The sequence below is a fragment of the Planktophila warneckei (SeqCode) genome, from assembly GCF_965234675.1.
In the GTDB taxonomy this organism is placed as follows: domain Bacteria; phylum Actinomycetota; class Actinomycetes; order Nanopelagicales; family Nanopelagicaceae; genus Planktophila; species Planktophila warneckei.
The window spans coordinates 1,211,954-1,224,965 of record NZ_OZ248350.1 but is presented as its reverse complement, the minus strand read 5'-3'; the positions used below and the strand labels follow the sequence as shown (position 1 = coordinate 1,224,965).

Sequence of the window (13,012 nt, the reverse complement as noted above, 5' to 3'; positions counted from 1 at the left end):
TAGGAGCGAATTGAGGCGCTTCCCAAGCGCTTGTGAAAGGTAGTTGTGATCCGTTTCCGTGTCGCAGGTGTTCTCCTTCTAGCTGTTTTGGGGGTTAGTTCAGCCTCTGCAAATACTTTGGTGAGCACTAATCCAATTAGCGGCTCCACTTTGTCGGTTTCACCTACGAATGTGACAGTTACTGGTCAAGTTACTTTGTTAGCAGATGCACCTGATGCCACTTCAATCACAGTTACAGATCCCAACGGTGTTCGCGTTGATGATGGAACTATCACTATTACCGATATGAGTGCAACTGTTGGTGTTAAACCATTAACTGAAACTGGAATTTATACAGTTGCTTACTATCTTGCTTCCGAAGGTGATGCTCCGCTTGAAGGAAGTTTTACTTTTAAGTACATGGCACCAAGCAGCATTTCTCCGACTGAACCAACACCTCAGCCATCTGAGCAACAGACACCTGCAAGTAGCAGTTGGGGAACAAATGTTTTTGTAATCTTGCTACTAGTTCTGGCTGTCTTCGTAACCGTTGGATTGTCACTATACGCACGCAAATTATTCTCTGAGCGATGAATTTTCTTGCAGTAAGTTTTAAATTTCTTTCGCTCCTAGGCGCCTTTGCAACTATCGGTTCATTGCTTGCCATGGCTTTTTTGCTTCTCGACGAAGAAGGAAAGCTATCAACCTCAGGTGAAAAACTCCGCACCTTTCTAAAGTGCGCCTCAGCAACATGGTTTATCGGCTCTATCGGTTCGATTATTTTCACCCTTGCACAGATTTTGAATTCATCGTTGTCAGTGGCACTGGATGCAACGGTGATTCGCTCATTTATTACCCAAATAACATTGGGCCAGTACATGGCATTTCAAGTAGTCATTGCCGCCAGTGTTCTTATCAGTGCATTTAGAGCGAACAAAATTCTTTCCCTGATTACCTTGCTTATTATTTCAATCGTTGGATTAGTGGCTCCAGTTTTTCAAAGCCACGCAGCATCAAGCGGATCGCACTCACTAGTCATTGGCTCATTAGTTATTCACGTTGTTGGATTATCAATGTGGGTCGGTGGAATTCTGGCAATTGCGATGTTGTCACAGACCGATCGTCCCATCGCTGTGCCTAGATTTAGTCAATTAGCTCTGTGGTCAGCGATTGCAGTAGTTATTAGTGGTGCTGTTAATGCCTGGGCACGTCTAAATTTCGCTGCTGCATGGAGCTCAACATATGCCTACATAGTTATTGCAAAGGTTATTGCAACGATTGCTCTGGTTGGTTTGGGTTACCTTCATCGCAAAAACCTTGAAAAGAAAGCTGCAATCAATTGGATTGGTTTTGCAAAGCTACTATCAACAGAAGCGATCATTATGGTCGTAACAGTTGCGATGGGTTCATGGCTTTCATCAACTGGTTCTCCTGATCGACCAGGGTTGCAAAAGTTTGATCCTGCTCTGGCGGTAGTTGGAATTGCAACACCACCAAAGCCTGACCTTTCAAGAATCTTGTGGAGCTATGAACCAGATGCTCTGATGATCGGAATCTTGATCACGATGGTTGCGCTGTATGTAAAGGGCGTCATGGTTTTAACTAAACGTGGAGACAAGTGGCCAGTAGGTCGCACCGTTTCATTTGCAATTGGAATAGCTGTCACAGATTTTGCAACAAGTGGTGGTTTAGGTTTGTATGCACACTTTTCATTTTCGTATCACATGATGGCGCACATGCTTTTGGGAATGATTGCGCCAATTTTCCTAGTGTTAAGTGCACCGATGACCCTTGCTCTGCGAACGCTTCCGCAGGGTCGCACTAGCGCTGAACGCGGCGTGCGAGGCTCACTTTTGGCTGCGCTTCATTCAAAGATTGGAATTTTCTACACAAATCCAATTGTTGCCCTTTTGATTTTTGATGGCTCGCTGTTTGGTCTGTACTTCACTAATTTGTTTGCAGATTTGATGCAAAGCCACATCGGTCATTTGATTATGAACTTACATTTCCTTGCAGCTGGATTCCTATTCTTCTTTGTGATTATTGGCGTAGATCCAAATCCACGCAAGATTCCACACTTAGTTCAGATGGTTGTTTTATTCGCCGCAATGAGCATCCACGCATTTTTCTCAGTTGCACTAATGTCTACGACGACATTGATCGATCAAGGTTACTTTGCTTCACTTCGAACTCCTTGGCTCACAGATTTATTAGGTGATCAAAAACTCGGTGGTGCAATCGGTTGGTCAATGGGAGAAATCCCTATTTTGATCGCACTGGTTGCGACATTCATCAATTGGCTTCGTGATGACACCCGTGAAGCTAAGCGAATTGATCGAAATACAGCGCGCCAAGCGGCCATGGGGCAACCAGATGATCTAGCTAACTACAATCAGTATTTACAAGAGCTGGCACAACGCGATAAGAATGAGTCCTAATGGAAAATTTATTTGACCTACCGTCTGAATACAAAGAGCTTCGGGCAAGCGTGCGCGCTTTAGCAGAAAAAGAGATTGCGCCTCATGCTCAAGCAGTTGATGAAGAACATCGTTTTCCGCAAGAGGCTAAGAACGCACTTGTAAAGAATGGTTTGTATGCAGCACATGTACCAGCCGAGTTCGGTGGTGACGGTGCAGATGCATTAGCAACTGTTTTGATTATCGAAGAGGTCGCACGCGCATGTGGTTCTTCATCTCTCATTCCAGCTGTTAACAAATTAGGTTCAGTTCCATTGATCCTTGGTGGAAATGATGAGCAAAAGAAGCGCTGGTTACCCCGTTTAGTGAAGGGTGAAGGCTTCTCATACTGTCTATCAGAGTCCGAAGCCGGTTCAGATGCATCTGCATTGCGCACAAAGGTTGAGCGCAAAGGCGATGGTTGGGTTCTTAACGGAAGTAAAAAGTGGATTACAAATGCTGGTGAATCAGAGTTTTATTCAGTAATTGCACAAGGGGATGCATCCCTAGGCTCAAAGGGCATCACAGCTTTTGTAGTTGAAAAATCAGATCCTGGAGTTTCATTTGGCGCACCTGAAAAGAAGATGGGTATGCGCGGTTCGCCAACTCGTGAAGTTTATTTCGACAATGTTGAACTCGGTGATGATCGTCGCATCAGCGAAGTTGGTCAAGGTTTTGCACTTGCTATGAACACCCTTGATCACACCCGTATAACTATTGCTGCACAGGCACTCGGAATTGCTCAAGGTGCATTTGATGTTGCAACAAAGTATGCGCACGAACGCCATCAATTTGGAAAGCCAATCTTTGATTTCCAAGCTGTTCAATTTATGTTGGCAGATATGGCAATGAATATTGAAGCTGCTCGATTGCTTACATATTCAGCGGCGGTTAAAAGCGAAAATGGTGAACGAGACCTGCGCTTCTTCTCAGCTGCTAGCAAGTGTTTTGCAAGCGATATCGCCATGAAGGTAACTGAAGATGCTATTCAGGTGCTTGGTGGCTATGGCTATGTGACTGATTATCCGGTTGAACGCATGATGCGCGATGTGAAGTTAACTCAAATTTACGAGGGTACTAATCAGATTCAGCGCATTGTTATGGCGCGTAACTTACTTAACGGTTAAAGCGCACAACAATCGAAGGTGAAGCTGCAGCATCCAATGGGATGTCATGTGCTTCATGTGGCAACGCTTCGCTATTGAGTTCACCGGCGTACACCAAGCCAATTTTCCAGGCGTTTAAATGTGGCAACGCACGGTCGTAATAGCCACCGCCTTGTCCTAAACGATAACCAGATTGATCAATTCGTAACGCTGGAACAACAATCGCTCCGATACTGGATAGATCTTCAAGTGCCGGACCGATTGGTTCCGAAATCTTTTTCTTAGTCACTAACTTTTCTGGATCTCCATCCCACTTAACCCATTCAAGATGTTGGCCATTTATTCGAGGCAAAACAAGAAGCTTTCCATCTCGCAAAAAGGCTTCATTGATCTCTGTGGTGCTTGGCTCAAACTCATATGAAACATAGGAAGCGATCGTCGATGCAGCTGCAATTTCTGGAGCTTTAAGAATCACGTTGAAGTTACAGGAAATGAACTTTTGCTGGCGTTCGCGGCGGGCTCGATCACGTAACGCGCTTTTTTGATCTGTCATTTAAATCTCCCGCTAAATCCCAAAGATCAAACTGTTCAACAAGTAGGGTTCGATTATGTCAGAACACACACGGGTAGATGAGTTTCTAACCTCCTTACTCGCCATCTGCAAACCCCTTGAACCATTTGAGATGCCGCTTTTGGATGCTCATGGCGCAACCCTTGCCGAAGATATTTATGCGGGTGATCGTTTAGTTCTCAAAGCAGGAGCACGCATTCGTTCTACCCAAATTGGATTAGCAGCATCAATTGGCCGCGATCATCTTCCAACCCGTCCGCATCCGCGCGTAGTTGTGCTTTCTGCTGGACCTGATTTAGTTGAACCAGGGCAGCCGCTTAAGAATGCAAGCGATGAGTATGAAACTAACTCTTGGTTGCTAACAACTGCAGTTCGTGAAGTCGGAGCAGTTGCATATCGTGTTCACTCAATTCCAGATGATGAAGCTCAGCTTCAAAAGGTAATTGAAGATCAATTAGTGCGCGCAGATTTAATAATTATCAGCGGCGAACGTCACGATGATTCATTTGATTTGATCACCCGAACACTTTCAGGACTTGGCGAGATCACCACCGTTGATATGGCGATTGAGGCAAGTGGCCGTCACAACTTCGGCACAATTGGCCCTGACAAGGTTCCGGTCGTGACGCTTCCGGGAGATCCAATCGCTTCATATATTTCCTTTGAACTCTTTGTTCGCCCAATGATCCGCACAATGCTTGGTGCATCAACCATTCATCGCCCATCGGTTAAAGCGGCGCTAGAAAAGCCGATTGAATCTGCGACCGGAATGCGTTCCTATATCCGAGCAATTTTGGCTGAGGATGGAAAATCTGTGACTCCACTTGCTAATCAAGATGAGCAATCAACCTTGTCTGATGCAAACGCCTTTATTGCAATCTCCGAAGGTGAAACTTCGCTGAAGACCGGAGATCAGGTAACTGTTGTCGTTCTAGAGCGTCGTTACATCTAGTTTCATGAACAATCGTTGGCCCGTTGTTTTACAGGACAATGAGATTTATCTAAGACCTCTTCGTTTTCGAGATCGAGTGCAATGGAATCGTGTGCGCACAGAAAACCGCGAGTGGTTATCGCCGTGGGAAGCAACGATCCCGCCCATTAGCGCAGAAAGCTACAAAGAGCTCCCTTCCTTCTTTGAGATGGTAAAGATTCTCAATCATGAAGCCCGCAACGGCCGGTCCATGTCATTTGCCATCTGGCAGGGCAAAAATCTGATCGGGCAGATTTCCCTGGGTGGAATCATTTACGGAGCGATGCGTGGTGGCCACATTGGATATTGGATCGATCGAAACTTTGCCAACCGCGGGTACACGACAAAAGCTGTTGAAATGCTTACTCAGTATGCCTTTGATGAGCTAAAGCTGCACAGAGTCGAGATAAATCTGAGACCTGAGAATGCATCCTCTCGACGGGTTGCTGAAAAAGCGGGTTATGTTTTTGAAGGCGAACGTCCTCGGTACCTGCATATCGATGGCCAATGGCGTGATCACATCTGTTTTGTGAAGGAAAATTCCGCGATCAAGTAGCGCTTAAATCCCAAGAAAACATCACCCCTTCCTTAAGATTTACCCATCATGGCTTCGGGACTTATTTATATTGCGATCATCGGTATGTGGGTCGCTTATTTCGCACCCCGTTGGATCCATGACCGAAATGAATTTTCTGGAAAATCAGTTGAACGTTTCAAGAGCGCACTTCGTGTTGTAGCAAATCAATCACCGCAGGATTCAACTTCTGGCGGAGCAATTCATATTGATTTAGATCGCGAAGCAAAGATTCGCCAAAGCTTGTTACGTCGCCGACTTACATTTCTATTAATTGCATTCTCACTTGTCACAACAGTTGTAGGTGGAGTTATGAAATCAATGCCATTTATGTATGCATTAGTTCCAGCATCAGGAATGTTGATCTACATCGCAAATGTACGTCGACATGTAATTACTGAACAACTTCAAAAGCGTCGTGTAACTCAACTGCACCGACGTAGCTCAGGTGTTTCTGCAACTAATTTGGCTGAAGTTATTCAGCCCAAGCCATCAACTGAACATTGGATTCCATTGTCAGAGCGCGAACTCAAAGGTGTAGTTATTTTGCCTAAGGGTTCTGCAGCTATGCGCAATGAATGGCAACCAACTGAAGTTCCTGTTCCAACATATGTAAATGCACCTAAAGCTGTAGTTCCTAAGCGTGTTATTGATTTAACGATTCCGGGACAGTGGAGCGAAGAGCAAGAGCGTCTTGAGCGCGAAGCGCTGGCCGCTGCATCACCATCACGTGATGAAATCTTTGATCAGCAGCTAGCTGATGAAGCGGTTGAGCGTCTTAACCAAGCTCGCGCCGCTAACGAATAATTAAATCCAGGATTCAAACCACATACGAAGGTGCCAATCTTCATATGTCATTGCCTGCCCTGTAAATAAAGGTAAAAAGAACAGGAAGCAAAGCAGTACAAGGGTAAATACGCCAGCAACAATCGCCTGAGATACACCGGCCTTTAAGTGACTATCCAGCATCAACTTTGCACAATAAACAATTGCAAGAATCATAAATGGTTCAATAATGATTGCGTAGAAAGAAAAAACGGTGCGTTGCTGCATCGCAAACCACGGTAAATACCCTGCAGCGATTCCGAGAACAACGATATTTGCAGCTGAATCACTTGTGCGAGCTGCCAAAGATTTAATCCAATAGCCAATTACAACTGCTAACGCAATACATCCAATCCACCACAACAGTGGGGTTCCCAAAGCCAGAACTTCTTGTGCGCAATCCTTTGCACCACAATCTTTAGGTGTTGCATAGAAAAACGAGGTTGGTCTACCCATCACTAACCAGCTCCAAGGATTTGCTTGGTAAGGATGCTTTTCAGTTAAACCTGTATGAAAGTTAAGCATCTCTTGGTGGTAGTGCAACCACGAAACAAATGGATTTGCTGACCATTGACGATCCCAGCCACGATCAGAGATAAACCAACCGGTCCAGGTCAAGATGTAAACAGCGATTGGCAATAAACCATATTGCGCAAACTTTTTTGCAACTAATGTAAAAGTATCTCTAACATCATGATTTACCAAGATTCGATACAAGGAAATTATTGCAATGATTGCAACAAAGTAAACAGCGCTCCACTTGCAACCAAGAGCTAAACCAAATGCAAGGCCAGCCCACCAATGCCGATTGCGATGCCACAGCAATACGCCGACAAGTGTGAAGAAGGTTAAAAATAGATCTAATAGTGCTGTGCGGGAATGAACTAAGAGCAAACCATCGACAGAGATCAACGCGGCACCCAGCGCAGTTAAAAATGGTGAATAAAACAAAACATGGATCAAACGGGCAAAGACCAATATCAACAATGTTCCAATGACCGCTGAAGCAAAACGCCAGCCAAACTCATTGTCTCCAAAGAGCCTAATTCCGCTTGCTATAAGCCATTTGCCGACCGGGGGATGCACGATGAATTCTGGTTTAGCACCATCAACTTCAACACCATATTTCAGAAGATCTCGGGCCCCATCAACGTAATAGACCTCATCAAATACAAATCCCTTTGGTGTGCCCAGATTAAATATGCGCAACACAAAGGAGATCACTGCGATCACTAAGGGTGCGATGGCTGCCATGGGACAAGAGTATGCGCGAATGACACAAATTACTGAGAGGATTAGCCCATGACGCTCATCTTGGCAGCTACTCCATTGGGAAATCCCGGTGATGCCAGCACTCGATTAAAGAGCGCAATTGAATCAGCATCAATTATCGCGGCTGAAGATTCACGCCGTTTTCATCGTTTGTGCGCAGATATCGAAGTGACTTTCACAGCCAAAGTACTTTCCTTCTTCGAAGGCAATGAAGAGGACCGAACCCGCGAATTAATTGCTGAACTAAAGAGCGGTGCAACTGTTCTGGTTGTGTCAGATGCCGGAATGCCAACAATTAGTGATCCCGGTTTTCGTTTGATGCGCGATGCAATCGCTGAAGGAATCGAAGTCTCAGTGATTCCAGGACCAAGTGCGGTCACTATGTCAGTTGCGCTATCTGGGTTACCGACAGATCGTTTTTCCTTTGAAGGTTTTCCTCCTCGCACTGCAGGAGCGCGTCTTGCAACATTTGAAAAGCTTCGCTTTGAAGAGCGCACGATGGTTTTCTTTGAAGCTCCACATCGTCTAAGTGATTCGCTTAAAGATGCGGTGAATGTTTTCGGTACAGATCGTCGTGGTGCCATCTGCCGCGAAATGACAAAGCGATATGAAGAAACAATTCGTGGATCATTAAGCGAACTTTCTGCGTGGGCTGATTCCAATGAAATTCTTGGTGAGATCACTCTTGTCATTGCAGGTGCTGTTACGGATTCAGCCTCGCTGACCGCTGCAGATATGGTGGGCAGAGTTCGTGAATTTGAGGCCGCTGGAATGGATCGAAAGTCAGCGATTGCAACTGTTGCCGATGAATTTGGCATCTCAAAGCGCCTCGTTTATGCCGCAGTCGTTGATGCGAATAAGATGAGTCAGTGACTAAGTCTTTCTACCTAACGACGCCGATCTATTACGTCAACGATGCCCCTCATATTGGGCATGCCTACACAACCGTTGCCGGCGATGTTCTCACCCGTTGGCACCGTCAAAAAGGTGAATCAGTCTGGTTCTTAACGGGAACAGATGAGCACGGTCAGAAAGTTATGCGTACCGCGGAGCAAAACAATGTTGCACCTCAAGCGTGGGTCGACAAGTTAGTTCAAGAAGCGTGGAAGCCAAATTGGGAACATCTCAATATCGCTAATGATGATTTCATCCGCACCACAGAAAAGCGTCACACAGAGCGGGTTCAAAAGTTTTTACAATCACTTAAAGATTCTGGCCATATTTATGCAGGTAAGTACGAAGGTCCTTACTGCGTTGGTTGTGAAGAGTTCAAGCTTCCTGGAGATTTGATTGATATCGATGGAGCTAAGTGCTGTCCGATTCACAGCAAGCCAATTGAGTTAGTAAATGAGAACAACTGGTTCTTCAAGCTTTCTGCTTTTGTGGAACCATTACTTGCACATTACAAAAATAATCCAGATGCATGTCAGCCTGAAAGTGCGCGCAATGAGGTTGTGTCATTTCTTGAAGGTGGAGTTTCAGATCTTTCGATTTCTCGTTCAACATTTGATTGGGGTATTCCAGTTCCGTGGGATACAGATCAGGTTGTATATGTTTGGTTTGATGCACTTCTCAACTATGCAACCGCTGTTGGATTAACTGATGCACCTGATTCAGAAGGTGGCAAGAAGTTTGCGCAAACATGGCCAGCAGATGTCCACTTAGTAGGAAAAGATATTTTGCGTTTCCACGCTGTTATTTGGCCAGCGATGTTAATGGCTGCAGGCCTAGAAGTTCCGAAGAAGGTTTTTGCACATGGTTGGTTGTTAGTCGGCGGCGAAAAGATGAGTAAGAGCAAGTTGACAGGTATTGCTCCTAAGGACATCACCGATCACTTTGGAATCGATGCATTCCGTTACTACTTCCTACGTGCGATTCCATTTGGAACAGACGGTTCTTTTTCATGGGAAGACATGAGCGCTCGATATACATCAGAGTTAGCAAATGACTTTGGAAACCTAGCTTCACGAAGTGCTGCAATGGTTGAAAAGTACTGCGCAGGCTCACTTCCAGCGGTTAGCCATGATGCTGGCCTAGAAGATGCACTGAAAGAAACTGTTGCAAAGGCAGATGCTGCAATGTGCGCACTTGATTTCCAAGGCGGCATTATGGCGATTATGGATTTCTGCAAGCAGGTAAATGGTTATGTAACTATAAAAGAGCCTTGGATTCTTGCAAAAGATCCTGCAAACCAAGCTGTACTTGAAGAGGTTTTGTACAACACCGCTGAATCACTTCGCGCACTTGCTGTTTTGCTGCATCCAGTCATGCCACACACCTGTGAAATCTTGTGGCAGAGCCTTGGTGCACAAGCAGCACTTGGTGATTTATCGGCGCAAAAGATTTCAGATGTTGCAACCTGGGGACAGTTACCTCAAGGTGCAACTGTTACCAAGACTCCAGTTTTGTTTCCTCGTCTAGAAACTCCTGCTTCGTAACACATGGCTGATCGCCACAACCGCGATATCGATCGACCTCGCGCACCACTGCCAGAGCCACTTCCGGTTCCAACAGTTGATGCACATGCTCATATGGAGATCGTTACCGATGCAGCCTTTGATTCACAAGAGGTTGCTGATGTAATTGCCGAAGCCAAATCTGTAAATGTAGATCGCATCGTCCAAGTTGGTTATTCAGCAGAACAATCCAAGTGGTGTGTTGCGGCGGCAGAAAAATGGAACACATCAGTACTAGCTGCAGTTGCATTGCACCCTAATGAAGCACCAGTTGTGCCTGATCTTGATGCAGATTTAAGAATTATTGAGGAGCTGGCACAACATCCACGTGTTCGTGCAATTGGTGAAACCGGTTTGGATTACTTCCGCACCCTGCCAGAACTGCGCAAGCGCCAGCAGGATTCCTTTAAGTGGCACATTGAATTAGCGAAGAAGACCAATAAAGCACTTGTGATCCATGATCGTGATTCACATGATGATGTTTTATCAGTGCTACTTGAAGTTGGTGCCCCCGAAAAGACCGTCTTTCACTGCTTTTCCGGCGATGTTGATATGGCGAAGATTTGTATTGAACGTGGCTACATCCTGTCCTTTGCCGGCACTTTGACCTTTAAGAATGCTCCAGCTTTACGTGATGCGGTAAAACTTGTTCCAATCGATCAACTGTTGGTTGAAACAGATTCACCATTCTTGGCACCTGCTCCTCATCGCGGCGCTGGCAATACACCAGCGCAGATCGCAAATATCGTGCGAGCCATGGCAACGGAGCGCAATCAAGATTTAGCAGAACTTGCAACAGCGCTTAGCAATAACGCTGAACGAGTATTTGGGTCATTTGCACCATGACATTGCTAGGTGCGGCACAGATCCGCGAACTTGCAGCGAAGTTAGATTTAAAGCCCTCAAAGTCCTTAGGCCAAAACTTTGTGATTGATTCAAATGTATGTACCAAGATCGTACGCACCGCAGGTGTTACAGCAGATGACATCGCACTTGAAATTGGACCAGGGCTTGGATCGCTAACCCTTGCGATGTTGGAAATTGCTAAATCAGTTGTGGCGGTAGAAATTGATCCACGCTTGGCACAACAACTTCCACTGACAGTTGCCGATCACTTTGATCATCCAGAAAACTTAACGGTAATCAACAAAGATGCATTAGCGGTTAATGATCTGCCAATGCAGCCAACGGTACTTGTTGCAAATTTGCCGTACAACGTTTCAGTTCCAGTACTTCTTCACCTGCTTGAAAGGTTTCCTTCAATCCGTACCGGTGTTGTCATGGTTCAAGCAGAAGTTGCAGATCGCTTAGCGGCAAAACCGGGCGGCAAGGAGTACGGAATTCCGAGCGTTAAAGCTGCTTGGTGGGCAGATGTTAAGAATGTGGGAACTGTTTCACGTTCAATTTTTTGGCCCGCTCCTAATGTTGATTCAAAGTTAGTTGGATTTACCCGACGCGAAACTGCGGGCAGCGAAGATATGCGCGAGAAGGTTTTCACAATCATCGATGCAGCCTTTGCCCAGCGCCGAAAGATGCTGCGATCAGCACTTTCTAGCCTGTATGGCTCATCATCTGCAGCTGAAGAGATATTGGTAAAAGCAGGTATTGACCCAACACTTCGCGGCGAAGCTCTGCAAGTTGAATCTTTTTGCAAGATTGCAGCCGTTGCACCTGACATTTTCTAATTGCAGTTATAGGGTCGCGACATGCCAGTAAAGAGTGTGACCGTGCGCGTACCTGCAAAGGTCAACCTTCAATTATCTGTCGGTCCTAAAGAAGCAGATGGGTACCACAACCTAGTTTCAGTTTTTCAAGCTATTTCAATCTTTGATGATTTAACAATCAAATTAGCTGAACCTGGTGCGGGTTTAACTATTGCGATCTCTGGTGATCAAACACATGGCGTGCCGGCAGATGCGAATAATTTGGCGGCAAAAGCGGTTGCGCTCATTTCAAAAGAGTATGACCTAGTTGTTGATGCGCATATTGAAATTAAGAAATCTATTCCGGTTGCTGGGGGAATGGCAGGCGGTAGCGCAGATGCGGCAGCAACAATCGTTGGCATCGATTACTTGTATTCACTGGGAATGACCCGTGATGAGATGACCGAAATCGCTTCACAAATTGGAAGCGATGTTCCATTCATGCTCAGTGGTGGAACAGCAATCGGTCGTGGTCACGGAGATCAATTAACGGCCGCACTTTCTAGAGGCACCTATCACTGGGTACTTGCATTAAGCACTCACGGATTATCAACACCTGCTGTGTACGCCGAATGCGATCGCTTGCGTGCAGAACTTGAAATTGTTGAACCACAAACTCATGAAGGATTAATGCAGGCACTTCTTGCCGCCGATTCTGCTGCCGTTGGTGCAGCACTTGTAAATGATCTTCAACCCGCTGCATGTTCATTGCGTCCAGCACTTCGTTTAGTTCTGGATGTAGGTCAGGAGTACGGAGCCCTTGGTGCAATCGTTTCTGGCTCAGGTCCAACAGTTGCATTTTTAGTTGCAGATGAAGAAGCAGGCCTTGATTTAACGGTCGCTCTGACCTCTAGTGGGGTAGTAGGCAGCGTTGTACGGGCGTATGGCCCTGTGGCAGGGGCGAAAGTAATCTCGTAATCCCTCGTTAATTCAGGGGCGATGGTCGTCAGCACCACCATTTATGAGGGAGAATATGCGTTCCGCCATTGTGTAGTGGCTAGCACATGGGCCTTTGAAGCCCAGGGTCCAGGATCGATACCTGGTGGCGGAGCCACCGATAGACTTCACTCGTGACCGTACAAACCGTGATCGTCCTCGCC

General features: G+C 45.9%; 13 protein-coding genes and 1 tRNA gene. 12 read left to right on the top strand and 2 right to left on the bottom strand.

Annotated elements, in window-relative coordinates:
- The first annotated feature begins 45 nt into the window (after positions 1-45).
- The 3 genes from AC8GFU_RS06360 to AC8GFU_RS06350 are packed head-to-tail and all read left to right on the top strand — an operon-like array spanning position 46 to position 3,562.
- Positions 46-573, top strand: a complete 528-nt coding sequence (locus AC8GFU_RS06360) for a copper resistance CopC family protein (protein ID WP_506626304.1) — start codon at positions 46-48, stop codon at positions 571-573.
- Positions 570-2,417, top strand: a complete 1,848-nt coding sequence (locus AC8GFU_RS06355) for a bifunctional copper resistance protein CopD/cytochrome c oxidase assembly protein (protein WP_506626303.1) — start codon at positions 570-572, stop codon at positions 2,415-2,417. Before AC8GFU_RS06360 ends, AC8GFU_RS06355 begins: the two co-directional genes overlap by 4 nt.
- Positions 2,417-3,562 carry an acyl-CoA dehydrogenase family protein gene (locus tag AC8GFU_RS06350; RefSeq protein WP_506626302.1) on the top strand — a complete coding sequence of 382 codons (1,146 nt, stop codon included), beginning with the start codon at positions 2,417-2,419 and terminating at the stop codon, positions 3,560-3,562. Before AC8GFU_RS06355 ends, AC8GFU_RS06350 begins: the two co-directional genes overlap by 1 nt.
- Here the strand turns inward: AC8GFU_RS06350 and AC8GFU_RS06345 are convergent.
- Complete coding sequence (locus AC8GFU_RS06345) at positions 3,552-4,094, bottom strand: 5-formyltetrahydrofolate cyclo-ligase (RefSeq protein WP_506626301.1); 543 nt, start codon at positions 4,092-4,094, stop codon at positions 3,552-3,554. The genes AC8GFU_RS06350 and AC8GFU_RS06345 overlap by 11 nt on opposite strands.
- A 55-nt stretch (positions 4,095-4,149) precedes the next feature.
- On the opposite strand from AC8GFU_RS06345, the gene AC8GFU_RS06340 reads away from it, so the two are divergent.
- The 3 genes from AC8GFU_RS06340 to AC8GFU_RS06330 are packed head-to-tail and all read left to right on the top strand — an operon-like array spanning position 4,150 to position 6,463.
- Positions 4,150-5,064, top strand: a complete 915-nt coding sequence (locus AC8GFU_RS06340; RefSeq protein WP_506626300.1) for a molybdopterin-binding protein — start codon at positions 4,150-4,152, stop codon at positions 5,062-5,064.
- Between the two features lie 4 nt (positions 5,065-5,068).
- Positions 5,069-5,638, top strand: coding sequence for a GNAT family N-acetyltransferase (locus tag AC8GFU_RS06335; protein ID WP_506626299.1), 570 nt, complete (start codon positions 5,069-5,071; stop codon positions 5,636-5,638).
- A 48-nt stretch (positions 5,639-5,686) separates the two neighbouring features.
- Entirely contained in the window at positions 5,687-6,463 is a 777-nt protein-coding gene (locus tag AC8GFU_RS06330; protein WP_506626298.1) for a SepX/GlpR family protein, read from the top strand.
- On the opposite strand, the gene AC8GFU_RS06325 is transcribed toward AC8GFU_RS06330, so the two are convergent.
- A complete protein-coding gene (locus tag AC8GFU_RS06325; protein WP_506626297.1) occupies positions 6,464-7,735 on the bottom strand; it encodes a dolichyl-phosphate-mannose--protein mannosyltransferase in 1,272 nt (423 codons plus the stop codon).
- Positions 7,736-7,783: 48 nt separating this feature from the next.
- On the opposite strand from AC8GFU_RS06325, the gene rsmI reads away from it, so the two are divergent.
- The 6 genes from rsmI (at position 7,784) to AC8GFU_RS06295 (ending at position 12,966) form a co-directional block, all read left to right on the top strand.
- Positions 7,784-8,626, top strand: a complete 843-nt coding sequence (gene rsmI, locus AC8GFU_RS06320) for a 16S rRNA (cytidine(1402)-2'-O)-methyltransferase (protein ID WP_506626296.1) — start codon at positions 7,784-7,786, stop codon at positions 8,624-8,626.
- On the top strand, positions 8,623-10,191 hold the full coding sequence (metG, locus tag AC8GFU_RS06315; protein ID WP_506626295.1) for a methionine--tRNA ligase: 1,569 nt from the start codon (positions 8,623-8,625) through the stop codon (positions 10,189-10,191). Before rsmI ends, metG begins: the two co-directional genes overlap by 4 nt.
- 3 nt (positions 10,192-10,194) lie before the next feature.
- Complete coding sequence (locus tag AC8GFU_RS06310) at positions 10,195-11,055, top strand: TatD family hydrolase (RefSeq protein ID WP_506626294.1); 861 nt, start codon at positions 10,195-10,197, stop codon at positions 11,053-11,055.
- Positions 11,052-11,894, top strand: a complete 843-nt coding sequence (gene rsmA, locus AC8GFU_RS06305; RefSeq protein ID WP_506626293.1) for a 16S rRNA (adenine(1518)-N(6)/adenine(1519)-N(6))-dimethyltransferase RsmA — start codon at positions 11,052-11,054, stop codon at positions 11,892-11,894. Before AC8GFU_RS06310 ends, rsmA begins: the two co-directional genes overlap by 4 nt.
- A 21-nt stretch (positions 11,895-11,915) precedes the next feature.
- Positions 11,916-12,830 carry a 4-(cytidine 5'-diphospho)-2-C-methyl-D-erythritol kinase gene (locus AC8GFU_RS06300; RefSeq protein ID WP_506626292.1) on the top strand — a complete coding sequence of 305 codons (915 nt, stop codon included), beginning with the start codon at positions 11,916-11,918 and terminating at the stop codon, positions 12,828-12,830.
- 61 nt (positions 12,831-12,891) lie between these two features.
- Positions 12,892-12,966, top strand: a tRNA-Gln gene (locus AC8GFU_RS06295).
- Positions 12,967-13,012: the final 46 nt, after the last annotated feature.